Genomic DNA, 26766 nt, shown 5'->3' on the forward strand with positions numbered 1-26766 from the left:
GGCGCGCCTCAGCCCGCCGCAACGGTCTGTCCGCGCGGGTGGCGGGCCATCGCGATCGTGCGCAGCGTCATCACGATCAGGAGCGGGATGAGGAACGCGGCATAGAGCGGCATCGTCGGCACGCGCTTGCCGAACGAGACCATGAACTGGAACCAGAGATAATATCCGCCCGCGAGGTGCAGCGTACGCCAGGTGCGTGGCCCGATCAGCACGGCGGCGCGGTCGAACGAGGTCGCGCTCATGGCAATGATGCAGGCATAGCCGATGCCGCCGAAGATGTAGGAAACGGCCGAGGTGGCCTCGGCAAAGCCGGCCGGATCCATCCTGGCGAACGTGACGATCGCGACCGCGTGGATGGCGTGGGAAGCAGCAAAACTCAGGCCGAGATAACGTCGGTTGCGGCGCTGCCAGCGCGTCCAGGCGTTGGGCCACAGCCGCGCCAGTGCCGCGGCGCTGAAGGCGAGGCAGAACAGCAGCAGCGAGCTTCGTGCCGTGAAACGGATCACCATCCGCACGCCCTCGACCTCGAACTGCCGCATCGAGGCGATCCACAGGCTGAGGACGACCAGGCTCGCCGCGAGCGCGGCAAGCAGCCGCCAGCCTTCGAACCAGTTTTGACGCTGCGGCATGGTGCTTCCCTCCCCTTATGTAATCATTGATTACATTTCGATGAGCGTATTGGTCAATGGTGTAATCGCTGCTTACATTCACGTTCGGGTGATGCTAGGAAGCTGCCATGCCCATCCGTCAGCCGTCCAAGCCGCGTGCCAGCCGCCCCAGAGCTCAAGCCCGGCCGTATCACCACGGCGATCTTCGCCGCGTGCTGATCGAGGCTGCCTTGCAATTGGCGGCGGAGGGAGCGGATGTGTCTGTCCGTGAGGCCGCGCGCCGGGCTGCGGTGTCGCCGGGCGCGCCGTTCCGGCACTTTCCGAACCGCGATGCCCTGATGGCGGCGGCGGCCGAGGAGGCGCAGCGGCGTTTTCGTGCCGAGATCGAGGCGGCGCTGAGCAAGGCTCCGGCCTCCGGCCCGCTCGCCCGTTTCCGTGCCTTCGGCCTCGCTTACCTGCGCTGGGCGCTGCGCAATCCCGCCCATTTCGAGATCATCTCCACCGGGCGTTACTTCGTCCATGGCAGCTCCGCTGAACTGACGCGCGACAATGCCGAGTTGATCGCGCTGACCGAAGGAATACTGGCGCAGGCGGCGGAGCAGGGCCTGCTGCGCTCGGTGGACCTCAAGCGCATTCAGATCGCCGGCCGGGCCCTGGTTTACGGTTTTGCCCGGATGAATCTCGACGGCCACTTTCCGCGTTGGGGCGTCGAGGCAGGTGAGATCGAGCGGATGGCGGAAGGGGCGCTCGACCTGTTCATCGCCGGGATCGCAAAGCCCTAGCGCCAAGCAGCTTTGCCCGCCCGCCGGGCGCCGTTCGCGCTCACCAACATAATGCGCAGGTCGGATCACGACGCGCGTTGCCTGTCCTTGACCGTTCCGTTACAGTTTTATGACATGGTGCAGGCATCCGGCTGCGCCGGAAGCCCTTAGCCGCCCTTATTCAGCCCTTGGGCCGGCCAGACGGCTGCGATCATTGCGCCGGACCAGAGTTGCGTGTCGTCGATGGCGTCCGCGCCCAATCCAGGACCTTCTGCCGCCACCGCCGCCCTCGCCAGCGTCGCCGCGCTCGGCATCTGGCGGCTGCTCGCTGTTGCCGCCCCGCATCTGGCCGCGCTCGCGCTGATGTACCAGACCGAGACTGATTTCGGCTCGCGCCTCTCCTTTGCGCTCGCCTGGGGCATCCTCAACTTCTTCTGGATCACGCTGCTGCGCCGGCCGGCGCTATCCGGCGCGCTGTCGCTGACCATGGTCGTCGTGCTGGTGCTGCTGTCGCGGCTCAAGCACGACGTCGTGCAGATGACGGTCAACTTCATCGACCTGATGATGATCGACCGCGACACCGTCGCGTTCCTGTTCACGATCTTCCCGAACCTGCGCTGGTCGGTGATCCTGGCCGGCCTCGTCACGTTGCCACTGATGTATGCGCTGTGGTGGCTCGATCCGTTCCGCATCCGCCGTCTGCCGGCGCTCGCCTGCAAGCTCGCCTGCCTTGCCGCGCTGGTGGGCTATTCGCTCTATCATCCGGACGAGGCCTGGCGCGGATATTACGACGACGGCTATCTCTCGAAATTCTTCCGCTCCGGCGTCAGCTCGGTCTCCGATTTCGTGCAATACGGCTTCATGGAATCGGCCGCCTCGACCAATGAGCGGCTCAACGTGCCGCTGCTCGATTCCTGCCATCCCGCGGGCCGCCGGCCGCACATCATCATGATCCATGATGAATCCAGCTTCGACATCCGCGCCGCACAGGAGATCAAGGTGCCGCCGCGCTATGGCGATCACTTCAAGTCCTGGGACGGCAAGCAGCGCACGTTCCTGGCCGAGAGCAACGGCGGGCCGAGCTGGCTCACCGAATACAACGTGCTCGCGGGGCTTTCCTCGCGATCGTTCGGCCGCTTCGCCTATTTCGTGACGCGCATCGCCACGAACCGGGTCGAACGCGGCCTGCCGCTGGCGCTGCGCCGTTGCGGCTACGATACCATGTCGCTCTATCCCGCCTATGGCGGCTTCATGGCTGCCCGCAGCTTCCAGATGACGACCGGCATCGAACGCTTCCTCGATTCGAAAGATCTCGGCGCCAAGGACGTCGAGCCCGACAGCTTCTTCTACGACAAGGCGCTCCAGCTGATGGGCCAGCAGCCGCCGAACAAGCCGCTGTTCACCTTCATCTATCTCGGCGCCAATCATTTCCCCTGGGAGACGCGCTTCCGCCCCGACCTGGTGCCGAACTGGCGCGCGCCGGGCAATGTGCCGTCCATCGACGAATATCTGCGCCGGCAGGCGATGAGCGCCGAGCAGTACAAGGCGTTCGTCGCGGGGCTGAAGAAGACGTTTCCTGGCGAGCCCTTCCTGATCGTGCGCTACGGCGATCATCAGCCGGAGTTCGCGCCTGGTATCCTCGAGCCCGGGCTCGACGAGGGCGCGATCGGCAAGAAGCTCGACGCCTACGACCCGCGCCTCTATGCGACCTACTATGCGATCGACGCCGTCAATTTCGAGCCGGTGAAGAGCGATGCCGTGATGGACACGATCGACGGGCCCTATCTGCCGCTGGTCATCCAGGAGGCCGCCGGCATCCCGCTCGATCCGTCCTTTGCCGAGCAGAAAGAGATCATGCTCCGCTGCAAGGGTACGTTCTACGGCTGCAAGGACGGCGCTGAAGCACGGAGGCTGAACCGCCTGCTGATCGACGCAGGGATGATCAGGGGGCTGTAGTTTCTATGAAGGTCATCCCAATATGGCGTGCAAAGCGACTTGTCCGCCGTAGCTCAAAGAGCGAAGGCGGAAGCGTGCCCACCACTTCTCACGCCTAGCCTGAGACGGTGGGGACGGCGCTCACGCGCCTTTGCCCACCCGACGAAATCTCACCCTACCGCCGGCCCACCTTTTGCCGCAGCCACTTCGCCACCGCATCCGGCGACGAGTTCGCGTCGTTGCCGCTGGCGCGCAGGTTCGCTTCGCGCATGGTGGCGATGTCGATCTTGCCGAGCAGTGGCTCGAGCGCGGCTTGCAGCCGCTCGTCCCCGGCGCGTTTCGGCGCGAGCAGCAAGATGGCATCATAGGGCGGGATCGCGTGCCTGGGATCCTCGAGCGCGACGAGATCGTATTTCGCGATCAGGCCGTCGCTGGTGTAACCGGCGATCACGTCGACCTCGCCGCTGGCGACCGCCGCATACATGAAATCGGGCTGCATCTGGCGCTGGGCGCGGAAGGAGAGGCCATAGGCCTTTTGCAGCGCAGCCCATTCCGGCCGTGAGAAGAATTCATAGTCGCCCGCGATCGACAGGCTCGACGCACGCGCGGCCAGGTCGGCGATGGTGCGGACGCCAAGCGCATCGGCGCGTTTTTTCGGCATCACCAGCGCATAGGCATTCTCGAAGCCGAGCTCGCCGAGCAAAGTGATGTTGTCCTTGGCGAGCGCCGCCTTTAGCTCGGCGACCAGCTCGGCGCGTGGCTTGATATCGGAGCGATGCAGCTGGTTGGCCCAAAGCGTGCCGGAATAATCGATATAGAGATCGATGTCGCCGGCCTTCAACGCCCCAAAGATCACGCTGGAGCCGAGGCCGGAACGTGCGGTGGCGGAAAGGCCTGCCGTCTGAAGGCGGTCCCTGAGCAGGGCCGAGAGCACATATTGCTCCGCGAATGTCTTCGCACCGACGACATAGCCCTGCGATGAGCGTCCCATCGACGGGATCAGCGTTGCGGCGACCAGCGCTGCGATGCCTGCCGCGCCGAGCGCGGAGCGGACGTGGCTGCGGTGACGCAGGCCGGCCTCGATCAGGCCGAGCAGCTGATCGACGGCGAGCGCCAGCAGGGCCGAGGCAAAGCAGCCGAACAGCACGAACACCCAGTTCTGGGTCTGAAGCCCGGCAAAGATGTAATTGCCGAGGCTGGTCTGCCCGATCGGTGTCGACAGCGTCGCGGTCCCGATCACCCACACCGCAGCGGTGCGGATGCCCGCCATCATCACCGGCAGCGCCAGCGGCAGCTCGACCATCAGCAGCGACTGCCGCGCGGTCATGCCGACGCCCTTGGCTGCCTCAATCAGCGCGGGATCGATGCCATTGAGCCCGGTGATACCGTTGCGCAGTACCGGCAGCATCGAATAGAGCGCCAGCGCCAGCATGGCCGGCAGGAAGCCGAACGCCGAGAAGGAAACGCCGAACCAGGCCAGCGTGACGGACGCGGCCAGCAGCAGCAGCGGATAGAACAGCGCCAGCAGCGCAAGTCCCGGCACGGTCTGCACGATGCTGGCGATTGCGAGCAGGATGGCGCGCGGCGCCGGGCGGTTGCGCGTCAGGATCGCCAGCGGCAGGCTGACGGCGAGACCGAGCGCGAGCGCGGCGAGGCTCACCCGCACATGGTTGCCGAGATAGTCGGGCAGATGCGCCAGCGCCTCGCCCCAGCGTGGATCGGGGAGGAAGCTCATGCCGCACCGCTCGTCGGCAGCAGCGCGTTCAACCGCTCGACCTGGCGCCGCGGCGTACGCAGCAGCTCCAGCACATAGGCGTCCTCGCTGTTCGATAGTTCCGCTGGCGTACCCTGCGCCAGCAGCTTGCCGCCACGCATCACGGCGATGCGGTCTGCGAGCAGGATCGCCTCCGTGATGTCGTGCGTGATCATCACGGTGGTCAGGCCGAGCTTGCGGTGCAGCGAACGATAGTCGTCGCCGAGCGCGTCGCGGGTGAGGGGATCGAGTGCGCCGAAGGGCTCGTCCATCAGTACGATGCGGGGTTTTGCCGCGAGTGCCCGCGCCACGCCGACGCGCTGGCGTTGGCCACCGGAGAGCGCCTCCGGCAGCCGGTTGCGATGCGCATCACGGTCAAGCTGTACGAGCTCCAGCAGCTCGTCGACGCGTCTCGCGATATCCGATGCCGGCGCGCCCAGCAGCCTCGGCGTGATCCCGATGTTGTCGGCAACGCTCAAATGGGGAAACAGCCCGCCGGCCTGAAACACGTAGCCGATCCGCCGCCGCAGCGCGACCGGATCAACGTCTCGCACGTTCTCGCCCTCGACCGTGATGGTGCCGCTATCCGCCTCGATCAGCCGGTTGGCGAGCCGCAGCAGCGTGGTCTTGCCCGAGCCCGAGCCGCCGACGATGGACACAAATTCGCCCGCGGCGATGCCGAGCGACACATCGTCGACGGCCTTGAGCCGGCCGAAGCTCTTGGTGACGTGGTGATAGCTGATCGCCAGCTTGGAAGGCATCGCCGGGGCTCGCTCTTACCCTCCGGGGGAGGGGAGGATGAGGGAAGTGAACCCATGCGTAGCACGCTTGGCGCCTTGATTGAACTTGGCGGCGCGAGCGGCTAAGGCTTCAAGCGAAATTCGGAGGAAGCATATGTCGACGCCTACGGCAGTGGCGCTGGAAGATGCCAAGGTCGCGTTCCGGCTCGGGGACGGGCGGGTTTATACGGCGGTGGAGAAAGCCCATCTCGCAGTGGCGCAGGGGGAGTTCGTGGCCATTGTCGGCCCCACCGGCTGCGGGAAATCCACGCTGCTCAACGTTGCGGCCGGGCTACTGAAGCCCGCCGCCGGCAGCGTGAAAATCTTCGACCGGCCGCTGGCAGGGCTGAACCGGGATGCCGGCTACCTGTTCCAGGCCGACGCGTTGTTTCCGTGGAAGACCGCGCTCGACAACGTCGCGATCGGGCTCGAGATCCAAGGAACGTCCCGTGCGGAGGCGCTGCCGCGGGCGCAGAAATGGCTGACCTCCGTTGGCCTCGGCGCGTTCGGGGGTCGCTATCCGCACATGCTCTCCGGCGGCCAGCGCAAGCGCGTCGCACTGGCGCAGGTGCTGATCCGCGACCCAAAGATCCTGTTGATGGACGAGCCGTTCGGGCCGCTCGATGCGCAGACGCGCCAGGTGATGGGCAATCTGCTGCTCGATCTCTGGAATGCCGACCGCAAGGCCGTGCTGTTCGTCACTCATGATCTCGAAGAGGCGATCGCGCTCGCCGACCGCGTCGTGATCATGTCGGCCGGGCCGTCCTCGCGCATCATCGGCGACTGGCGGGTGAGCCTGCCGCGCCCGCGCGACATCTTCGAGGTGCGGCTCGACAAGGAGTTCCATGCGCTCCATCGCGAGATCTGGAGCGTGCTCAAGGACGAGGTGATGAAGGGCTACGCGCAGTCCACGCAAGCGGCGGAGGCGGTCTGATGTCGCGCCCGACGCTGCTTGCACTGCAAATCCTGGTCGCGGTGGTCTGCATTGTGCTGTGGCAGGTGCTGTCAACCGTCCCCGTGTTCGGCAAGATCCTGCTGCCGCCATTTTTCTTTTCCAACCCGCTCGACGTGTTCAGTCAGATCGTGAAATGGTTCTCGTCCGGCGTGATATGGAAACATCTCGGCATCACGCTGACGGAATCGATCCTGGCCTTTGTGATCGGATCGACCGGCGGCGTGCTGGTCGGCTTCTGGTTCGCGCGCCAGCCGCTGGTGGCCGCCGTGTTCGACCCCTACGTCAAGATGGTCAACGCGCTGCCACGTGTGGTGCTGGCGCCGATCTTCGCGCTGTGGCTCGGGCTTGGCATCTGGTCCAAGGTCGCGCTTGGTGTGACCCTGGTGTTCTTCATCGTGTTCTTCAACGTCTATCAGGGCGTGAAGGAGGTCAGCCGTACCGTGCTCGACAATGGCCGCATGCTGGGCATGAGCGAGCGGCAGTTGATGCAGCACGTCTATTGGCCTTCGGCGCTGTCCTGGATGTTCTCCTCGCTGCACACCTCGGTCGGCTTCGCCGTGGTGGGTGCGGTCGTCGGTGAATATCTGGGATCGGCGGCGGGGCTCGGCTATCTGATCCAGCAGGCCGAGGGCGTGTTCGACGTCGCCGGCGTGTTCGCCGGCATGTTCGTGCTATCGGCCTTCGTGATCCTGATCGACTATGGGGTGACGCTGGTCGAGCGCCGCCTTCTGGTGTGGCGGCCCACGGCCTCCGACGGGCGCGGCTAGATGGAAGATGGAAGGCGGGGCCCGCGTATCGTCGCGAGCCCCGTGACCGCTCAATCCAGCAGCTTGGTGTCGTCGGGCGCCTGCGGCGGGGTCTTGATCGCGATCGCCTTGACCTGTCCGCTGATCGGCTTGGTGCCGCCATGCGGCGTGCCCTTCGGAATGATAACGAGGTCGCCGGGCTTCACCGTCACCTCCTTGTCGCCGAGCCAGATCGTGCCGGTGCCATCCAGGATGTACTGGATCTCGTTGGTGTTGGGATGCATGTGCTTGGGCACATTGCCGACCTGGATGGAGATGGTGGCGCCGTCCGCGCTGGCGAACATCTTGGAGCGGTACCCCACGGCATTGGCAGACCCGAGCGCATCGCCTTCCATCTCGCCGGTATGGATGATCTGCGCAGTGATGTTTTCGGCGGCGAGTGCCGGCCGGAGCAAATGGGTTGCGCCGCATCCGGCGGCAAAGGCGGCGGCAATCGACACTCCGGCTGTAAAGCGATTCATGGATGTTCCTCCCCATCGACAATTACTGTTGTCTGGGCATGCTATTGCGCCGAATGGCCGATGACCAGTGCCTGCGGCAACGCTTCTCAAGCTAGCCCTGCTGCTTTATGGTGCCGCCGGCCGAACGGAGGAAACCAATGAAGAACACGATTGCCAGGCTCGCCGGCGCGCTGCTCGCGCTGACGCTCACCACCGGTTTTGCCGCGGCGCAAAGCAAGGTCACTATCGCGATCGGCGGCGGCTCCTGCCTGTGCTATCTGCCAACAGTGCTGGCAAAGCAGCTCGGCGAATACGAGAAGGCCGGCCTCAATGTCGAGCTGGTCGACCTCAAGGGCGGTTCGGACGCGCTCAAGGCCGTGCTCGGCGGCAGCGCCGACGTGGTGTCCGGCTATTTCGACCATTGCGTCAATCTGGCCGCCAAGAAGCAGGAGCTGCAGGCTTTCGTGGTCTATGACCGCTATCCCGGCCTCGTGCTCGTGGTCGCGCCCTCGCGAACCAACGACATCAAGTCGGTCAAGGACCTCGCCGGCAAGAAGGTCGGCGTCAGCGCGCCCGGCTCATCCACCGACTTCTTTCTGAAGTATATGCTCAAGAAGAACGGCATCGATCCCACCAGTGCCGCCGTGATCGGTGTCGGCCTCGGTGCCACTGCCGTCGCCGCAATGGAGCAGGGCCAGATCGATGCGGCCGTGATGCTCGATCCCTCCGTCACCGTGCTCCAAGGCAACCACAAGGATCTGCGCATCCTCTCCGACACCCGCACGCAAAAGGACACGCTCGAGACCTTCGGCGGCGAATATCCCGGCGGGGCCCTGTATTCGACGGCGGCCTGGGTGAGCGGTCACGAGAAGGAGACGCAGGGGCTCACCAACGCAATCCTCGCCACGCTCGCCTGGATCCATTCGCACAGCCCTGAGGAGATCATGGCGAAGATGCCGGAAGAGACGGTCGGCAAGAACAAGGACCTCTATCTCGCCGCGCTGAAGAACACGATCCCGATGTATTCGGAGACCGGCAAGATGGATCCAAAGGGCGCGGACGCCGTGCTTGCGGTGTTCAGCGTCAGTTCGCCGGAAGTGGCCAATGCCAAGATCGACGTCAGCAAGACCTTTACCAACAAGTTCGTCGAGCAGGCCAGGAAGACCACGGGGAATGCCAAATAGCTGACGCGAAGATGCGGTAGCCGTCCCCTCATGACGTCGCCAGTCATTCATCGCGTCACGACGCTCGATCTTGCCGTGCGGCCGATCGTCTGGCCCTTCGCGGAGCAACGGCGCGCCGAGATCGCGGCACATTTCGCCGAAAAGCAGCGCGAGCGGCCGAAGATCTGGAACGGCCGCGTCCTGCTCGGGCGGGACGCGGTGTTTGCGGATGGCCATCTCTCCGCGACCTATTTCGAGACCGATTTTGCCAGCTTCCTCGCCTGGCGTGACTGGGGCTTTCCCGACAAGGCGGTGTTCAACGGGTTTGGCATGGGCGCGCTGCGCAGCTCCGACGGTGCCTTCATCATGGGCGAAATGGCGCAGCACACGGCCAATGCGGGCCGCATCTATTTCCCCTCGGGCACGCCCGACCTCGACGATATCAGGGATGGCGGGCTGGACATTCCCGGCAGCGTCGTCCGCGAGATCGAGGAGGAGACCGGCCTGACCGCGGCGGACTATCGGGCCGAGCCGGATTGGCACTGCATCGTCAGCGGCCCCACGATTGCGATGATTCAGGTGCTCAACCTGGAAATGACTGGCGTGGAGGCTCGCGCCTTGATCGAAGCCAATCTCGCCCGCCAGGACGAGCCTGAATTGTCGGCCATTCACCTCGTGCGGGGGACGAGTGATCTCACGCCGTCCATGCCGCGATTTGTCACGGCCTTCGTCGAGCAGCAGTTCGCCTCGCGCTAATGCGCAAGGCTTGACATCGCTGCGCTCTGCCCATGTGATGGGGGCAAGCAAAAGCAAGACGAATGCAATGCACAATCGTCCAGGGAGGTTTTGATGCGCGTGCGCATGGCTGCCGGTTTGGTGCGTGGGCTGTTGGTCGCGATATCAGCGACGGGCTTGGCGATGTCCGCCCAGGCCCAGGAGAAGAAGATCAAGATCGGCGTCGTCTTTGATTTGACCGGGCCTCTGGCCGGCGGCGGCTCTGAGCTCGGCTATATCGGCGCAAAAATCGTCCTCGACCATTTCGCCAAGACCGGCGTCGAGGGTTACAAGATCGAGGCGGTCTATGCGGACGCGCAGAGCAAGCCCGACATCGCCATCAACGAATCCGTCCGCCTGCTCGAGCAGGAGAAGGTCGACATGGTGCTCGGCTTCTTCTCCTCGGCGCAATGCGTGCCGGTGGCTGCCCGCGTCGAGCAGCTCAAGAAGTTCATGTGGATGACGACCTGCATCTCGTCTGCCGTCTTCAACGAGAAGGGCTACAAATACGTGTTCCGCCCGCAGGCGAGCGGCGACCAGTTCGGCATGATGACGATGGATTTCATCGCGCAGAACGCCAAGGCGAAGTTCGACAAGGAGCCGAAGGATCTGCGCGTCGCTATCATTCACGAAGACGGCGCCTATGGAGTCGACGTGTCCAGGGGCAACGAGGCTGGTGCGAAGAAGGCTGGCTTCAACGTCGTGATGAAGGAGGGCTATTCGGCCACCGCGCCCGATCTGTCGGCGCTGGTGACCAAGCTCAAGCGCGCAAAGCCCGACGTCATTTTCCACACCGGCTACAACCCTGACATTACGCTGTTGCTGCGCCAGGCCCGCGAGCAAGGGCTGAAGTTCGGCGCGCTGATGGGACACGGCGCGGGCTATGGCGTCTATGAGAAGCTGAAGGAAGGTATGGGGGCCGACGCCACCTATATCTTCAACACCGACCCGATCTCGATCTGGCTCGCCAACCAGAAGACCATGGATGCCAAGCTCCCGCCCGTGATCAAAATGGTCGGCGAGGAATTCGACAAGATCCGGCCCGGCGTCGCCATTCGCTCGGCGCATGTCGGCATCGGTGCGTCCAACACTTACGTGTTCATGAGCGACGTACTGCCGCGCGCGATCAAGAAATATGGCGGGGTGGATCCGGATGCGCTGCGCAAGGCCGCGCTCGACACCGACATCCCCGAGGGCGGCACCATGCTCGGCTTCGGCGTGAAGTTCTACGGCGAGGGCACGCCGATGGCGGGCCAGAACGAGCGCTCGTTCCCGGTCGTGATCCAGTATCTCGAGGACAAGTCTCATGTGGTGTGGCCGAAGAGCCAGGCGCAGCGCGATGCCGTGCTGCCGCTGCCGAAAGGCACCACCTACAGCAACCAGTAGCAGCGGAGGGCTTTGGTGCTGGAAGTCAGCGGGCTGGTGAAGCGGTTCGGCGGCTTCATCGCCGTCAACAACGTGTCGTTCAAAGTCGATCAGGGCGAGATTCTCGGCCTGATCGGCCCCAACGGTTCGGGCAAGAGCACGATCTTCAACATGCTTTCCGGCACGCTGGCGCCGACATCGGGCTCGATCCTGTTCGGCGGCTCCGAGATCGCAGGCCTTCCGCCGCACCGGATCATCAACAGCGGCATCGGCCGCACCTTCCAGATTCCGCGACCATTCCGCCGTCTGACCATCTTCGAGAACGTCGCGCTCGCCGGCTTTTACGGCCAGGGCCGTCACAGCCGTGCCAGAGCGGAAGAGGCCGCCGAGCGATCGCTGGCGATGGTAGGCCTGCCGACCGATCGCCATGCCAGCGTCGATGGCCTCGGCGCCGCCGGTCTGAAGAAGCTTGAACTGGCCAAGGCGCTCGCCACTTCGCCAAAACTGCTGCTCGCCGATGAGAGCCTCGGCGGTCTTGACGAGGCCGAGATGGGGCAGGCGGCCGACATGCTGCGCAACATCCGCGACGAGCTTGGCATCACCATCATCTGGGTCGAGCACATCATGGGCGTCCTGATGCGCGTCGTCGATCGCGTCATGGTGCTCGATCACGGCGAGAAGATCTCGGAAGGCTTGCCAAGTGCGGTCGCGGGCGATCCGCGCGTGATCGAAGTCTATCTCGGCACCGATGCCGAGACCACGCAGGCCGCGGCCGCCGCAGCGCGCCGCCGCGCGGGAGTGCAGTGATGCTGGAGCTTCGCGGCGTCAATGCCGGCTATGGCACGTTCCAGGCACTGTTCGACGTCAATCTCGACGTGAAGGCGGGCGAGGCCGTCGGCGTCATCGGCCCCAATGGCGCCGGCAAGACCACCTTGATGCGCGTCATCTCCGGCCTGATCCGGCCCTCGCGCGGCTCGATCCGGATGGAGGGTGGGGACGTCGTGGCAACGCCGCCGCACAAGATCGTCAGCCTCGGCATTGCGCACGTGCCGGAAAACCGGCGGCTGTTTCCGCAGCTCTCGGTCGACGACAATCTCAAGATGGGCGCCTTCATGAAGGAGGCGCGCGGTCACTATGCAGAGCGGGTCGAGGTTGTGTTCGACCTGTTTCCGCGCCTGAAGGAACGGCGCCATCAGATGGCCGGCACCATGTCCGGCGGCGAGCAGCAGATGTGCGCGATCGGCCGCGCGCTGATGTCCAATCCAAAACTGCTGCTGCTCGACGAACCGTCGGCGGGGCTGGCGCCGGTCGTAGTGCAGCAGGTGTTCGAGCTGGTGAAACGGATCCGCGCCAGCGGGCTGACCGTGCTGATCGTCGAGCAGAACGTGCAGCAGGTGCTGAAAGTTGTCGATCGCGCCTATCTGATCGAGGCGGGCACGATCAGGTCCTCAGGCACCTCGGCCGAGATGCTGGCGAGCGACACGGTCAAGGAAGCTTATCTCGGGGTGTGAGGTTCCTGCAAGCATGCAAGCATTTTTGGACATATTCGACGTCTACCTGCTGGAGGCCGTGATCAACGGCATCCTGCTCGGCGGCGTGCTGGCGCTGCTCGCGCTCGGGCTCAACCTGATCTTCGGCGTCATCGACGTGACCTGGATCTGCTATGCCGAGCTCGTGATGATCGGCATGTACGCCATGTATTTCATGGTGCAGTATTACGGAGTTAGCTACTTCGTTGCGGCGCCGCTCACCACTGTGCTGGTCGCAATGCTCGGCGCGGCGCTGCATTACCTCGTGATCGCGCCGCTTTTGGCCGCGCCGCCCATCAACCAGCTGCTCGCGACCGGCGGGGTTCTGTTCGTGCTGCAGAGCTTTGCCACCGTCGCCTTCGGCATCGACTTCCGCAATCTCGGCATCCGCCTGCCGGTGCTCGCCTTCGGCGAGATGCATTTCAGCTACGCGCGGCTGCTGTCATTTCTGGCCGCGCTGGTCGGCATGGTCGTGGTCTATCTGTTCATGACGCGGACCTTCACCGGCACCGCGATCCGGGCGATCTCACAGGACCGGCAGATCATGGCGCTGATGGGCGTCGACACCAGGCGGATCTATCTCATTACCTCCGCAATCGGCGGCGCGCTGGCCGGGCTCGCGGCCTGCCTCCTGGTGCTGCAATATGACGTGCATCCCTTTGTCGGCCTCTCCTTCGGGCCCATCACCTTCCTGATCTGCGTGCTCGGGGGGCTCGGAAATTTCATCGGCGGCTTTATCGCCGCCTTCGTCTTCGCCGAGATCATCTCGCTCGGCGGCCTGTTCTCCGATCTCGAATGGGGCTATGTGCTCGCCTTCGCCTTCTTTATCGTCATGATGTTCATCCGGCCTGCGGGCCTGCTCGCGAGGCGCCGATGATCGGGCAGGGGCGGCTTGCAGCCTGGGGGATAGGATTGGCGGCGCTCGTCGCGCTGCCTTTCGTCTATCGTGATCCCTATCATCTGCACATCCTGGTGCTGATCCTGATCTGGTCGTTCGCCTACACCTCCTGGTCGATGATGGGGCGGTTTGGCCTCGTCTCGCTGGGCCATGGCGGCTTCATGGGGATCGGCGCCTATGTCACCGCGCTGCTGTGGAATCATCTGGGCTGGTCGCCCTGGATCGGCATTCCCGTCAGCATGGTCGCGGCCGGCGCGCTGGCGCTGATCGTGGGCTATCCCTGCTTCCGTTTCCGCATCACCGGCCACTATTTCGTGCTGGTGACGCTGGCGCTGTCAGGCATCGTGCTGCAGGTCATCACGGCGACGCGCGACTACACCGGCGGCTCGCTGGGCTATACGCCGAACCGGACCGCGGGCAACAAGCTGCTGGCGCTGCAATTCGACGACAAGACGACCTGGTACCTGATCGCGCTTGGGGTCTGGCTGTTCGGTATCGTGGTCTGGCATTGGGTCGACCGCAGCATGGCACGCTATGCGCTGGAGGCGATCTCGGAGGATGAGGATGCCGCGGCCGCCGCCGGCGTCGACGTCACCGCGGAGAAGCTGAAGATCACGCTGCTCAGTGCGGTGATGACGGCGCTCGCGGGCGCGATCTACTGCCAGTACCAGATGTTCATCACGCCGGACACGGTCAGCGGCATTGCGGTGTCGCTTCAGATGGTGTTCGCGGCCATCGTCGGCGGCCTGTTCGTCTCGCTCGGCCCGACCTTCGGTGCCGTGATCACCATCATGCTGGCGGAAACCCTTCGCATCGGCTTCGGCACCAAGGCGGTCGGCTGGGACAATCTCGTCTACGGCGTGCTGCTCGTGCTTTTCATCATATTCCTTCCCAAGGGCATCCTTGGTAGCGTGCTCGACCGATTGAAGCCGCAACGCAAGGTGTCCCGCGCTCATGAGCAAGAAGCCGTCCAAATCGCTGGCCCAGGAACTTGACTGCTACATCACGCCGTTCCGCTACGATGGCTCCGGCAAGTTTCACCTCAAGGACCACACGACCGACGAGAAGGGCGATCTCGACAAGGAGAAGGCGCAAGCGATCCTCGAGGCCAACAAGAAGCGGCTGATCCAGTTTCAGGAGAAGCTCTACGCCCAGGACCGCTGGTCGGTGCTGATCGTGTTCCAGGCGATGGACGCCGGCGGCAAGGATTCTGCGATCAAGGCGATCTTCGAAGGCATCAATCCGCAGGGCTGCGAGGTCCATGCCTTCAAGGCGCCGAGCAGCAAGGAGCTCGACCACGATTTCCTCTGGCGCCACGTGATCGCGCTGCCCGAGCGCGGCCATATCGGCATCTTCAACCGCTCCCACTACGAGGAATGCCTGGTGACGCGCGTGCACCCGGAGATCCTTGCCAAGGAGAAACTTCCGTCCAAGGTCGTGACGAAGAACATCTGGAAGGAGCGGTTCGAGGACATCTCGGCCTTCGAGCGCTACCTCTGCCGCAACGGCACCGTGGTGCTGAAATTCTTCCTCAACGTCTCCAGGGACGAGCAGCGCAAGCGCTTCCTCGATCGGCTGGAGGACCCGTCCAAGCAGTGGAAGTTCTCGATGGACGATATCAAGGAGCGCGCGCTGTGGCCGCGCTACCAGGCGGTCTACCAGGACATCGTCCGGCATACCTCTACGTCCCATGCGCCGTGGTATGTCGTGCCCGCCGACCACAAATGGTTCGCGCGCGTCGTGATCGGCTCGGTGATCAATGCGGCTCTCGAAAAGCTCGACTTGCGTTTCCCGCGCGCCGACAAGGCCTCGGTGCGGGAGTTCGACGCGGTGCGCAAAGCGCTGGAGAAGGAGGAGAAGGCGGGCAAGAAGCGAGCACAAAAACAAAAAGCGCGAAAACAACCCCATGCACAGTAGCCGGACATAGCGAACTCAATGACTTGCGGACCGCGCGTCAGCTTCTACGGATTCACCGAACCGTTTGACCTGTCGGGCAAAACAGGGGCATGATGTCATCATCCCTGAAGCGCTCGGTAGCCGCGTTCCCGTCAGGAGCAGAAGGGCTCTACATTGGCGGCGACCTCAAATGTGATACCGCGGCCGTTGATCCCCGCTTGACAGTTTGGCGTCACGGGAGGACCATCGCAATGGTCGCTAACAAGCGACGCACAACGTCCACTTCATGAGCAAGGGGAGGTCTATGACTCCACCTCCGCAGATCCAGCCGCGTTAAGTGCGATGGAGCTCGTTCGGACTATCGCATAGCGGCAGAAACCGCGAACGGCACGCCGGGTCAAGGTTTAGCGGGCTGCATCAGTAAGGCAGAGCCCCTACCTTCCCGGCGCTGTATTTCGTTCACCGAACGTGTCGGACGGCCGCGATGAGGCCGGCGGCGACGGGCGGCTTTGACATCCTGCTTCTCTCCTCCTCATCGCCGTCATTCCGGGCCGCCTCCCGGAATGACGGAGGACTGTCGCGTATGACGTCTCAGCGGCGACTGAGCGAGCGCCTCGTCCTTCGAGACGCCGCGTTCCGCGGCTCCTCAGGATGAGGCTCAGCTGCATCCATCTCCGTTGAAATGTTGCCGCATACTCATCCCTCATCCTGAGGGCCCGCCGCAGGCGGGCGTCTCGAAGGATGGCTGCGGTCGAGCTTCCAGCCATATGTTTCTTCATGTGCGAAAGCCCTGCGGAATGATGGGCGAGGTTTTGCGCGTGCGCATTCCAGTGGCTGCACGTCGCGCTTGAGCCGCGGTTCCTGCTTCTGCACCGTGGCAAATGCCAAGAGAATGTCGCCTCACTGGCCAACTTCCGACACAGCGCCGGGGCGAATAGCGTCGATCCGGCATGATGCATGTGCTTCGGCGGTGACGGTCCCGACGTCGCCGTCGCATTCATTCTCCCAGGGAATCCCTCGTGTCGCATAAGCTTGCCCCGGCGCTCGTCGCCGCTCTCTTCCTCGCGATCTCATCTGTCTCCGGCGCCCGCGCCGAGACGCCGGCTGCGAACAGTGCTGCCGCCTTGTCGTCCGAGGAAGCCAAGCGCGCGCTGGAGACGCTCCAGGACGACAAAAGACGCGCGCAGATGATCGATACGCTGCGCACCATCGCCAATGCGTCTGGTCCGCAAGCGCCCGCGCCGGAGCAGAAGTCGCCGATCCCGCTCGCTGCCGACGGCCTCGGTGCGCAGCTCCTGCTCACCGTGTCGGAGGAGATCGGCGCGATATCGAGCCAGATCGCCAGCGTGGCGCGGACGCTCACGCATTTCCCGGCGTTCTACTATTGGATCGTGCGGACCGCGAACGATCCTGCGGCTTATAATCTCCTGATCGAGATCGCCTGGAAGCTCGCACTGGTGCTGGGTTGCGCGCTCGCGGCCGAATGGGTGCTGTTCCGGCTGATCCGGCGTCCGGTCGCATTTCTGGAAGGACGCGTGCCGCATGCCGCGCGCCTGCCAGCGCAGGCGCTGCCCATTGCCGATCCGCCGTCGTCAGTCGCCGACGTGACGCCGGCACCTGAATTGCAAAAGCGCCGCCACAGCCTGGCGCGGATCTGGCAAGTCCTGTTGCGACTGCCCTTCGTGGTGGGGCGCCTCGTGCTCGAATTGCTTCCGGTGTTCCTTTTCATGGGCGTGGCCACCGCGCTGCTCGGCACCGAGATCGGCGAGCCCACCACCGTCCGCCTCGTGATCCTCGCGGTTGCGAACGCCTATGCGTTCTCGCGCGGGCTCATCTGCGTGGTCCGTGCGCTGGCGGGGCCGTTCGGCCTGTTTCCTGTCAGGGCGGAGACCGCCGCCTATGTCGAGATATGGGCGCGCCGCATCGTCGGTGTCGGCGTGTCCGGCATCGCTTTCGCCAATGTGGCGCTGCTGCTGGGCCTGCATCGAGCCGGTTACGCCGCGCTGCTCCGCATGGTGATGCTGGTCGTGCATCTCTTCATCGTCGTCATCATCCTGCAGTGTCGCCGCCAGGTCGCAGATGCCATTCGCGCTCCTGCCGACCAGACGGGAATCGCGGCGCGCCTGCGCAACCGCGCCGCCGGCGGCTGGCACTATCTTGCGATCGCGCTCGATCTTGCACTCTGGGCGGTGTGGGCGCTCAACATCCGCAACGGCTATTCGCTGCTGTTGCAATATTTCGTCGGCACCATTTTGGTCGCAGCGATCACGCGCGTCGCCATCATGCTGACGCTGAGCCTGATCGACCGCGGCTTCCGCATCAAGCCGGAGATCCTCCAGCGCTTTCCGGGCCTCGAAATCCGCGCCAACCGCTATCTGCCGCTGCTGCGCAAGATCGTATCCGGCGTGATCGTGTTCATCGGGCTCGTGGCCGTGCTCGAGGTCTGGGGCGTTGACGCCATCGTCTGGTTCTATGGCGGCCAGATCGGCAGCCGGCTTATCTCGGCCGTGGTGACGATCGGCGTCGCCGTCCTCGCCGCGGCGGCGATCTGGGAAGCCAGCAACGCGCTGCTGGACCGCCAGATCAATACGCTGTCCCGGGACGGGCACTACGCCCGTGCCGCGCGCTTGCGCACCTTCCAGCCGATGCTGCGTACAGCGCTGCTGTGCCTGATCGCCACCGTGGTCGGCCTTACCGCGCTGAGCGAGATCGGCGTCAACGTCGCGCCGCTGCTCGCGGGTGCCGGTATTGTCGGCATCGCCATCGGATTCGGCTCGCAGAAGCTGGTGCAGGACCTCATCACCGGGCTGTTCCTGTTGCTGGAGAACACCGTCCAGGTCGGCGACAATGTTAGCGTCTCGGGGCTCTCGGGCGTGGTCGAGAATGTCTCGATCCGCACCATCCGCCTGCGCGCCGGCGACGGCGCCGTGCACATCGTGCCGTTCAGCGCGGTCACGACCATCACCAATGCCAGCCGCGGCGCCGGCAACGCCTCGGTCAGCGTCAACGTCGCCTACAAGGAAGACACCGATCGCGCGGGCCAGATCCTGAAGGAGATCGTCGACGAGATGCGCCGCGAACCCGAATTTCGCGCGCTGATCCGGGGCGACCTCGATCTGTGGGGCATCGACAAGGTCGACGGCGCGATGGTGTCGATCGTCGGCCAGATCCGCTGCACCGAGGCCGGGCGCTGGCCTGTCCAGCGCGAATTCAACCGTCGCATGAAGCTGCGCTTCCAGCAGAACGGCATCGGCGTCGCATCCGCCACCCAGACCATCTTGATGCATATCGCGCCGCCAGCGGACGGCTCGGCCAATCTGACGCCGCGGCGGGCGGCCGTATAGTCGCCCAGCGGAAATTTCCGGCTTGCCACAGTCGAGCCGGCAGCGTTCACTCGGCCTCCAGCCCGCTGCCAATATGCGGGCGGCGACAATGGTGGGTGGAATGATCCGAGGGCTGTGGGCCGTCTTGCGCGGTCATGTGATCGTCGTGTGCGCGTTGGCCGGATCTGCGGCGTGGACGACGGCGGGTCATGCGCAGGCGTTTCCCTCGCGTCCGATTACCCTCATCGTACCGTTCGCGGCGGGCGGTCCGACCGATACGCTGGCGCGGATCCTGTCCGAGCGCATCGCCGCCGAGCTGCGCACCACGGTCGTGGTCGAGAACGTGGCCGGAGCCTCCGGCAGCATCGCCGGCGCCCGCGTCGCACGGGCAACGCCGGACGGAGCGACGATCACGATCGGCCATTGGGGCACCCATGTGCTGAACGGCGCGGTCCTCAAGCTGCCTTATGACGTCGTAAGTGATTTCGAGCCGGTCGCCATGATCGCGATGGGCACGCAGCTCATCGTCGGCCGCAAGTCGCTCGAAGCGGGCAATCTCAAGGAGCTGATCGCCTGGCTGAAGGCCAATCCCAGCAAGGCCACAGCGGGGACCTCAGGGGCGGGCACAGGAGCCCATGTCGCCGCCGTCTTCTTCAAGGACAAGACCGGCACGGACTTCCAGTTCGTGCCCTATCGCGGCGCCGGGCCCGCCATGATCGATCTCGTCGCCGGGCAGATCGACATCATGTTCGACCAAGCGGCGAATTCGCTGCCGCACGTCAAGAACGGTACGATCAAGGCGTTCGCGGTGACCTCGCCGACCAGGCTTGCATCTGCGCCCGATGTGCCGACCGTCGACGAAGCAGGTTTGCCTGGCCTTTATATTTCCTACTGGCACGGCATCTGGGCACCGAAGAACACGCCGAAGGACATTGTCGCCAAGCTCAACGCGGCCGTCAGCGCCGTGCTTGCCGACGCCGCGGTCAAGCAGCGCTTTGCCGAACTGGGGCAGGAAATTCCGCCATCGGAGCAGCAGACGCCCGCAGCGCTCGCCACCTTCCAGAAGGCCGAGACCGAGAAATGGTGGCCGATCGTGAAGGCCGCCGACATCAAGGCCGAATAGCGCTACGCATAACACCCGCATCCTGAAAGTTTCTCGTCATTCCGGGGCGCCCGAAGGGCGAGGCCGGAATCCATCGGGCCGCAGAGACGGCTGCAAAATGGATTCTCAGGTGCGCAATTGCGCACCATAGTTCGCGCTGGCGCGCGCCCCGGAATGACGAGGGGAGAGAGCGGGCGCCGCTCCCAATACCTCACCATGAGGAGAGAGAGCCTTGTCGCGTTAACCTTTCGCGCGACTGCCAGTCGTTCGCGACAATCTCGCTGCGGTGCGAGATCGAAAGCCTCAGTCTCTACGTCCTTGATCTCGTTGGAGCGCTGGCCGACAATGTCTGCGGTTCAATGTGAAGCTCCTTTGGGGGGAATTCGTGAATAGACCTGCCCGGGTCGTTGCCCAATCGACGTCGTCCAATCCGCCGCAAGGCATGTCGCTGCTGCGCGATCCCTTGCTCAACAAGGGCACCGCCTTCACGGAATCCGAGCGCGACGCACTCGGCCTGCGTGGCCTGTTGCCGCCTTGCGTGCTGACGATGGAGACGCAGGCTCAGCGCGTGCTCACCAATTTGCGCACGCTGCCGACCGATCTGGAAAAATACGTCGCGCTGAACGCGCTGCATGACCGGAACGAGGCGTTGTTCTTCCGCGTCGTGGTCGACAACATCGACGAGATCCAGCCGATCATCTACACCCCGACGGTGGGGCTCGCCTGCCAGAAATACGGCCTGATTTTCCAGCGGCCCCGCGGTATGTTCATCTCCTCGCGCGACCGCGGCCAGATTGCCGAGCTTCTGAAGAACTGGCCCTATCAGGCCAAGCTGATCGTCGTCACCGATGGCGAGCGCATCCTGGGACTTGGCGATCTCGGTGCCAATGGCATGGGTATTCCCGTCGGCAAGCTGTCGCTCTATTCCGCCTGTGCCGGCGTGCATCCGGAAGCATGCCTGCCCATTGTGCTCGACGTCGGCACCAACAACCAAGAGCTCCTGAACGACCCCTATTATCTCGGCCTGCGCGAGCGGCGGCTCACGGGCGAAGCCTATGACAGCTTCGTCGACGAGTTCATGCAAGCTGCGCGAAAAACCTTTCCGGGCGTGCTGATCCAGTTCGAAGATTTCGCCAATCACTCGGCGTTCAAGCTGCTGCACAAATATCGGGATGAAGCCTGCGTCTTCAACGACGATATCCAGGGCACCGCGGCGGTGGCGCTCGCCGGCCTGTTCTCGGCCTTGCGCGTCTCCGGCGGCAAGCTCAGGGACCAGCGCATCCTGTTCCTCGGTGCGGGCGAGGCCGCAACCGGCATCGCCGATCTCGTGGTGTCCGCCATGATGGCGGAGGGCGCAACGGAGGCCGAAGCACTCCGGCGCAACTGGCTGCTGGATTCCCGCGGCCTTGTCGTCGGCGGCCGCGAAGGCGTCTCCGGCCACAAGCTGCGCTACGCCCATGCCGACCAGGCGCCGATCGCCGACTTCCTCACTGCGATCAAGACGCTGAAGCCGACGGCGATCATCGGTGTCGCCGCGGCCGGGGGCGCCTTCACGCCAGAGGTGCTCAAGACGATGGCCGAACTCAACGCGCAGCCGATCGTGTTCGCGCTCTCCAACCCGACTTCCAAGGCGGAGTGCTCGGCGGAGGATGCCTATCGCTACACCGAGGGCCGTGCGCTGTTCGCCTGCGGCAGCCCCTATGACCCGGTCACGCTCAACGGCCGCAGCTTCGTGCCGCGCCAGGGCAACAACTCCTACATCTTCCCGGGCGTCGGCCTCGGCGTCATCGCCAGCGGCTCGCGCCTCGTAACCGACGAGATGTTCATGGCGGCCGCCCACACGCTGGCCGATTGCGTCGGCAAGGACGACCTCGCGCAGGGCAGTCTCTATCCGGCACTGCCGCGCATCCGCGAGGTCTCCATCCGCATCGCGGCGGCCGTTGCGGACGTCGCCTATCAGCGCGGGCTCGCGGACGGACCGGCGCCCAACGACGTCAAGGCTCTGGTCCAATCCCAGATGTACGAGCCGCATTACTGAGACACCGGATTGGCCGGCCACTCTGGTGGCCTGTCCCGATTCAGGACGCGCGACTGTGGTGGAATCGTCACAGCTGACGCGAAACGGCGGCGGCCTCAGGCCTGCTTATGTTCCGACAAGGTTCTGCCCTCATTGCCCACCGAAAATCGGGCCGTTCGGAGGGGCGTACCATGTCTCGTCTTGCACGTGCCGAAACTGCCCGGATTTCCTTCGCAACCTCATGCCGGCTGTTGCTGGCCATCGCCGGCGCCGCCTCGCTTGCCGCCTGCGCGCAATCGCCGGTCGGCCGCCAGAAGGCCGATCTCGCCGGCGCGGGCCGGCAGGCCGCGGTCGAGCGCACGCAGCGTGTGGCGGCGCTGCATCCACGCCCGATCAGCCGGGCGCGCGTGCCCGACGGTGATACCAAGCAGACCGCTTCGCATGGCTTCGCCAGCTTCTATTCCGATACGGAGACCGCGAGCGGCGAGAGGTTCGACAAGAACGAGTTGACCGCGGCGCATCCCAGCTTGCCGTTCGGCACCAAGTTGCGCGTCACCGACACCAACTCCGGTCGCTTCGTCACGGTCAGGGTCAACGATCGCGGTCCCTATGTTCGCGGGCGTGTGGTCGACATTTCTCCTTCCGCGGCCGAGGCGCTTGGCATGGTCGACAAGGGCATCACCAACGTCCGGCTCGAGGTCCTGCGATGAGCTCGCACCATCGCGGCGTTTAACCGGCTGTTAGCCGCCCTGTCGCACCATGGCTGTCCAGCAATTCTGGGCTTTCGGGGGAGGTGGCGCTTGAACACGATCCAGTATCTCGAAGATCAGGCTGCGCGCGCCGAGCGGCTCGCCAAACGGATCACGGATACGCTGACGATCGAAAGGCTCCTGACCTTCGCGAACGAGCGCCGCCGCGAGATCGAGGTCATCGCCGGCAAGTACCGGCGCGCCTAACCCCTCACAAACCCATGCCTGCGATCTGAAGGTCGTTGGTGCGGCGACGCGGTCAGCTGTGGCTGTCGACGAAGTCGCTGAGATAGTCGGGTAGCTCCAGGCCGTCGATGTCGCAGCGCGCCTTTATCTCGCCGGCGACGTCGGTCGAGATGTCCTTCATCCAATGTTCGAGCGTGTTGAACGAAATCACCTTGATAGGGTCATTGAAGCAGCCGGCGACGAGCTCGCCGATCGTGGCTTCGAGATCGCTCCGTTCGACGCGAATCTCGGTGGCCTCGTCGAGGCGATCGATGACCACGAACAGGGTCTGATCTGCGCCATAGGGCACGACCGGAGATGCTACGCCAGCTTCAAGCATGTGGGGCGCTCACGTCTTGACTTCCGATCTTTCGACAACGGGAAAAACCGGAAGAAGGTTCCTGCACGAGCATGTGAAGCGCGGTCAGAGGAATTCTCTCAGTCGCGAGAGTTCGATGACGTGCTCGGACGAGAGAATGCCCGTCACGAGCGGCGGCTGCGCCACTGTCCGGATCTCATAGAGATGCCGGGTCGCCGTCGGCTTCTCCATGAAGGCCGAGATGCACTCATCGAGAGTGCCTTCGCTTATCTGATACGGTTGCCGGTCGAGCCGGCGCTGGTTCGCAAGCGATGGCCATTTATGCAGCGCGGCAAGCGCACCGAAATCGACCTTTGAATCCGCAACACCGTCCCCCATCGCTTTGCCTCACGCAAAAAATGCCCCGGCACACGGATCGACGTGCCGGGGCCTAGACTTATCGCTGCATCTCAATGCCACGGACATCGAACGCGGCCGCCGGAAAAAAGTTCCCGGCCGGCCTGTCGTCGTCAGCTCGCGGCCGCAGCGATTTTGTGCCCCGGGCTGGCCTGACCCTGGCTGTGCTCGTCACTGCTGCTGACTTCCGGCGGCAGCCCCGCGAAGCGCCGCAAGGCTTTCGCCATCTGCCCCCGGCCCGGCGCGCCGGTGATCACCACATCGACCATGGTGAAGGACGAGTGGAAATGGCCGTGCGCCCTGAGTTGCTCGACCGGGACCCCTGCGGCCGCCATGGCCTCGGCATAGGCAATACCCTCGTCGCGCAAGGGATCGAACTCGCAGGTCACCACGAGAGCCGGCGGCAGCCCGGCGATCCGGCCGCGGAGCGGCGAGACGCGCGGATCGGTGCGATCCGCCGGCGAGCAGTACAGGTCCCAGAACCAGTACATCAGCGAGCGCGTCAGGAAATAGCCGATCGCATTGTCGTTGTAGGAGGGACGGTCGAAGGTGCAGTCGGTGACCGGGCAGATCAGGAGCTGGCCCGCGATCTCGGGCCCGCCACGGTCGCGCGCGAGCTGGCAGGTGACGGCGGCGACGTTGCCGCCGGCACTCCAGCCGGCAACCAGCACCGGGCCCGGTTTGCCGCCGAGTTCAGTGGCGTGCTCGGCGATCCAGCGGGTTGCCGCATAGCTGTCTTCGGCCGCAGTCGGGAAGCGATACTCCGGCGCGTGACGATAGCCGACGCTGACGAACATCATGCCGGTCCGCCGCACCATGTCGCGGCAGAACGGCTCGTCCGACTGCTCGTCGCCGAGCACCCAGCCGCCGCCGTGGAAATAGACCACGACCGGATGCGGTCCCGGCGTTGCCGGCTTGTAGACGCGATAAGGCAACGCGCCGCCCGTGACGGGCAGGGTGCCGTCGACGATGTCGCCGATCGGCCGTCCGGCGGGCCGACCCTTGTTGAACTCGTTCACGAAAGCGCGCGCGCCTTCCGCGCCCATCGACTCGATCGGCGACAGGTTCAGCGACGCCAGCAGGTTGAGCACCAGCCGCACGTCCGGCTGCAGGCGCACCACCTCGCCGTCATTGCATTGGGCGGCGCCGCCCGGGCCGGTGAGCTTGAAGCCCAGCATGCCGCGGCTGACCACCTCGTCGCAGATGCTGCGATAGGGGCCGACGCCGCCGGTATAGGGCATCAGGCCTTGCACCTTGCCGGGCACGTTGGCGCCCGTGTACCAGGTGTTGGCGAGCCGGTGCAGCGTCAGCGTCGAACAGTCGGCCATATGCCTGGCCCAGCCGGCCTGCGCCGTCTCGGTCGGCTCCATCGTGGTGAAGCCGGCATCGCGCAGCGCGGCCAGGCGGTCGACCACCCAGTCGACATGCTGCTCGATCGACACCGCCATATTCGACAGCACCGACGGGCTGCCCGGCCCGGTAATCATGAAGAAGTTCGGGAAGCCCTCGACCGTGAGCCCGAGATAGGTCTGCGGCCCCTGCGCCCACACGTCGGTGAGCGACTTGCCGCCGCGCCCGGTGATCGGATGCACGGCGCGGATCGCGCCGGTCATGGCGTCGAACCCGGTCGCGAACACGATGACGTCGATGTCGAAGCTTCGGCCGTTCGTGGAGATCCCGCTCGCGGTGATCGCCTTGATCGGCTCCTGGCGCAGATTGACCAGCGTGACGTTCGGCCGGTTGTAGGTGGCGTAGTAGTTGGTATCGAGACAGGGACGCTTGGCGCCGAAGGGATGGTCGTGCGGCGTGAGCGCCGCGGCGATCTCGGGATCCCTGACCGCGGCGCGGATCTTCTCGCGGATCAGCTCCTGGACGATCCTGTTGCCGTCGATATCGACAGCCTGGTCGGCCCAGAGCTGCGTCAGGATGTGGATGAGGTCGCCGGCCGCCCAGGCACGCTCGAACCGCTCACGACGCTCGGCATCGCTCAATTGCCAGCTCACGACCGTCTGCTGCGGATAGGGGACGCCGGTCATCGACTGCCGCGCCTGCTCGCGATAGGCCGCGCGATCGCTTTGCAGCAGGCTCATGCGGTCGGACGGCGCCGGACCGTTATGCGCGGGCAGCGCGAAGTTCGGCGTGCGCTGGAATACGGTCAAATGCGCCGCCTGCTCGGCGATCAGCGGGATCGATTGGATGGCCGACGAACCCGTGCCGATCACGGCGACACGCTTTCCCGCGAGGTTCACGCCGTCATGCGGCCAGCGTCCGGTGAAGTAGACCTCGCCTTTGAAATCCTTGACTCCGTCGATCTCCGGGGGCTTTGGCGCCGAAAGGCAGCCGGTGGCCATGATGTAATGGCGGCAGGAGACCGGCACGCCGTTGTCGGTGGTGATGAGCCAGCGCTCGGCGTTCTCGTCCCATTTCGCTTCCGTGACCTTGGTCCCGAAGCGGATGTCGCGCCTGAGATCGTAGCGGTCGGCAACGAAGCCGAGATAGCGCAGGATCTCCGGCTGGGCCGCGTATTTCTCCGACCATGTCCAGGCGGCCTCGAGCTCCGGATCGAAGGTGTAGCTGTAATCGATGGTCTGGATGTCGCAGCGGGCGCCCGGATAGCGGTTCCAGTACCAGGTGCCGCCGACATCGCCGGCCTCTTCGAGGCCGAGCGCCTCGAAGCCGGCCTTGCGCAGGCGGTGCAGGAGATAAAGGCCGGCAAATCCGGCGCCAACCACGGCGACGTCGACCTGGTGAGCGGTTCCGCGCTCGGCGGAGGCACGTGTAGCAACGATTGCGTCAGACATCGCATTCCTCCCGTATGTTGTGTTTTGCCGGCAGGCTATCGCCGCAGGTTCAGCTTGTCACCAGAGCAAGTGCAATCTTCGGTGGTCGTTTGGGGCGGCATCATGGCCACGTGAATCTTGCGGCGTTACACGCATCGCGATGCACAATGGCCGTGATCACCCGGGGTAATCA

General features: G+C 64.7%; 24 protein-coding genes. 17 read left to right on the top strand and 7 right to left on the bottom strand.

Annotation, left to right across the window (positions count from 1 at the left end):
• Nucleotides 1-8: 8 nt before the first annotated feature.
• The gene (locus tag IVB28_RS06595; protein WP_247525220.1) at nucleotides 9-629 is read right to left on the bottom strand and encodes a hypothetical protein; all 621 of its coding nucleotides are present in this window, start codon (nucleotides 627-629) and stop codon (nucleotides 9-11) included.
• A gap of 191 nt (nucleotides 630-820) precedes the next feature.
• Here IVB28_RS06595 and IVB28_RS06600 point away from each other — a divergent pair, with 191 nt between their 5' ends.
• A complete protein-coding gene (locus tag IVB28_RS06600) occupies nucleotides 821-1390 on the top strand; it encodes a TetR/AcrR family transcriptional regulator (protein WP_247525221.1) in 570 nt (189 codons plus the stop codon).
• 222 nt (nucleotides 1391-1612) lie between these two features.
• On the top strand, nucleotides 1613-3325 hold the full coding sequence (locus IVB28_RS06605; protein ID WP_247525222.1) for a sulfatase-like hydrolase/transferase: 1713 nt from the start codon (nucleotides 1613-1615) through the stop codon (nucleotides 3323-3325).
• 154 nt (nucleotides 3326-3479) lie between these two features.
• On the opposite strand, the gene IVB28_RS06610 is transcribed toward IVB28_RS06605, so the two are convergent.
• A complete protein-coding gene (locus IVB28_RS06610) occupies nucleotides 3480-5039 on the bottom strand; it encodes a glycine betaine ABC transporter substrate-binding protein (protein ID WP_247525223.1) in 1560 nt (519 codons plus the stop codon).
• Nucleotides 5036-5818, bottom strand: coding sequence for an ABC transporter ATP-binding protein (locus IVB28_RS06615; RefSeq protein ID WP_247525224.1), 783 nt, complete (start codon nucleotides 5816-5818; stop codon nucleotides 5036-5038). The genes IVB28_RS06610 and IVB28_RS06615 overlap by 4 nt, the downstream gene beginning before the upstream one ends.
• A gap of 133 nt (nucleotides 5819-5951) precedes the next feature.
• On the opposite strand from IVB28_RS06615, the gene IVB28_RS06620 reads away from it, so the two are divergent.
• Nucleotides 5952-6770, top strand: a complete 819-nt coding sequence (locus IVB28_RS06620) for an ABC transporter ATP-binding protein (protein WP_247525225.1) — start codon at nucleotides 5952-5954, stop codon at nucleotides 6768-6770.
• The gene (locus IVB28_RS06625; RefSeq protein WP_247525226.1) at nucleotides 6770-7558 is read left to right on the top strand and encodes an ABC transporter permease; all 789 of its coding nucleotides are present in this window, start codon (nucleotides 6770-6772) and stop codon (nucleotides 7556-7558) included. Before IVB28_RS06620 ends, IVB28_RS06625 begins: the two co-directional genes overlap by 1 nt.
• A gap of 50 nt (nucleotides 7559-7608) precedes the next feature.
• On the opposite strand, the gene IVB28_RS06630 is transcribed toward IVB28_RS06625, so the two are convergent.
• Nucleotides 7609-8058, bottom strand: a complete 450-nt coding sequence (locus IVB28_RS06630; protein ID WP_247525227.1) for a cupin domain-containing protein — start codon at nucleotides 8056-8058, stop codon at nucleotides 7609-7611.
• A 137-nt stretch (nucleotides 8059-8195) separates the two neighbouring features.
• Between IVB28_RS06630 and IVB28_RS06635 the strand changes: the two genes are divergently transcribed.
• The 13 genes from IVB28_RS06635 (at nucleotide 8196) to IVB28_RS06695 (ending at nucleotide 23060) form a co-directional block, all read left to right on the top strand.
• Nucleotides 8196-9221, top strand: a complete 1026-nt coding sequence (locus IVB28_RS06635; protein ID WP_247525228.1) for an ABC transporter substrate-binding protein — start codon at nucleotides 8196-8198, stop codon at nucleotides 9219-9221.
• 30 nt (nucleotides 9222-9251) lie between these two features.
• Complete coding sequence (locus IVB28_RS06640) at nucleotides 9252-9956, top strand: NUDIX hydrolase (RefSeq protein ID WP_247525229.1); 705 nt, start codon at nucleotides 9252-9254, stop codon at nucleotides 9954-9956.
• Between the two features lie 93 nt (nucleotides 9957-10049).
• On the top strand, nucleotides 10050-11360 hold the full coding sequence (locus tag IVB28_RS06645; RefSeq protein WP_247525230.1) for an ABC transporter substrate-binding protein: 1311 nt from the start codon (nucleotides 10050-10052) through the stop codon (nucleotides 11358-11360).
• A 15-nt stretch (nucleotides 11361-11375) separates the two neighbouring features.
• Nucleotides 11376-12146: an ABC transporter ATP-binding protein gene (locus IVB28_RS06650; protein WP_247525231.1), complete on the top strand. Its 771-nt coding sequence runs from the start codon at nucleotides 11376-11378 to the stop codon at nucleotides 12144-12146.
• Nucleotides 12146-12850 (top strand): ABC transporter ATP-binding protein, encoded by a 705-nt coding sequence (locus IVB28_RS06655; RefSeq protein ID WP_247525232.1) that lies wholly within the window; start codon nucleotides 12146-12148, stop codon nucleotides 12848-12850. Before IVB28_RS06650 ends, IVB28_RS06655 begins: the two co-directional genes overlap by 1 nt.
• A 13-nt stretch (nucleotides 12851-12863) precedes the next feature.
• The gene (locus IVB28_RS06660) at nucleotides 12864-13745 is read left to right on the top strand and encodes a branched-chain amino acid ABC transporter permease (RefSeq protein ID WP_247525233.1); all 882 of its coding nucleotides are present in this window, start codon (nucleotides 12864-12866) and stop codon (nucleotides 13743-13745) included.
• Nucleotides 13742-14761: a branched-chain amino acid ABC transporter permease gene (locus tag IVB28_RS06665; protein WP_247525234.1), complete on the top strand. Its 1020-nt coding sequence runs from the start codon at nucleotides 13742-13744 to the stop codon at nucleotides 14759-14761. Before IVB28_RS06660 ends, IVB28_RS06665 begins: the two co-directional genes overlap by 4 nt.
• Complete coding sequence (locus tag IVB28_RS06670) at nucleotides 14721-15683, top strand: polyphosphate kinase 2 family protein (protein WP_247525235.1); 963 nt, start codon at nucleotides 14721-14723, stop codon at nucleotides 15681-15683. The genes IVB28_RS06665 and IVB28_RS06670 overlap by 41 nt, the downstream gene beginning before the upstream one ends.
• 998 nt (nucleotides 15684-16681) lie before the next feature.
• The gene (locus tag IVB28_RS06675) at nucleotides 16682-19006 is read left to right on the top strand and encodes a mechanosensitive ion channel domain-containing protein (RefSeq protein WP_247525236.1); all 2325 of its coding nucleotides are present in this window, start codon (nucleotides 16682-16684) and stop codon (nucleotides 19004-19006) included.
• Between the two features lie 103 nt (nucleotides 19007-19109).
• On the top strand, nucleotides 19110-20108 hold the full coding sequence (locus IVB28_RS06680; RefSeq protein WP_247525357.1) for a tripartite tricarboxylate transporter substrate-binding protein: 999 nt from the start codon (nucleotides 19110-19112) through the stop codon (nucleotides 20106-20108).
• A 364-nt stretch (nucleotides 20109-20472) separates the two neighbouring features.
• Complete coding sequence (locus IVB28_RS06685; protein WP_346730714.1) at nucleotides 20473-22125, top strand: NAD-dependent malic enzyme; 1653 nt, start codon at nucleotides 20473-20475, stop codon at nucleotides 22123-22125.
• Between the two features lie 170 nt (nucleotides 22126-22295).
• Nucleotides 22296-22814, top strand: coding sequence for a septal ring lytic transglycosylase RlpA family protein (locus IVB28_RS06690; RefSeq protein ID WP_247525237.1), 519 nt, complete (start codon nucleotides 22296-22298; stop codon nucleotides 22812-22814).
• Nucleotides 22815-22904: 90 nt separating this feature from the next.
• Nucleotides 22905-23060, top strand: coding sequence for a hypothetical protein (locus IVB28_RS06695; protein WP_247525238.1), 156 nt, complete (start codon nucleotides 22905-22907; stop codon nucleotides 23058-23060).
• Between the two features lie 52 nt (nucleotides 23061-23112).
• On the opposite strand, the gene IVB28_RS06700 is transcribed toward IVB28_RS06695, so the two are convergent.
• The 3 genes from IVB28_RS06700 to IVB28_RS06710 all read right to left on the bottom strand — a co-directional run bounded on the left by IVB28_RS06700 (nucleotide 23113) and on the right by IVB28_RS06710 (nucleotide 26594).
• On the bottom strand, nucleotides 23113-23418 hold the full coding sequence (locus IVB28_RS06700) for a hypothetical protein (protein ID WP_247525239.1): 306 nt from the start codon (nucleotides 23416-23418) through the stop codon (nucleotides 23113-23115).
• Between the two features lie 84 nt (nucleotides 23419-23502).
• A complete protein-coding gene (locus IVB28_RS06705) occupies nucleotides 23503-23775 on the bottom strand; it encodes a hypothetical protein (protein WP_247525240.1) in 273 nt (90 codons plus the stop codon).
• A 131-nt stretch (nucleotides 23776-23906) separates the two neighbouring features.
• Complete coding sequence (locus IVB28_RS06710; RefSeq protein ID WP_247525241.1) at nucleotides 23907-26594, bottom strand: alpha/beta hydrolase fold domain-containing protein; 2688 nt, start codon at nucleotides 26592-26594, stop codon at nucleotides 23907-23909.
• Between the last annotated feature and the right edge of the window lie 172 nt (nucleotides 26595-26766).

It is taken from the genome of Bradyrhizobium sp. 199, assembly GCF_023073355.1.
In the GTDB taxonomy this organism is placed as follows: Bacteria; Pseudomonadota; Alphaproteobacteria; order Rhizobiales; family Xanthobacteraceae; genus Bradyrhizobium.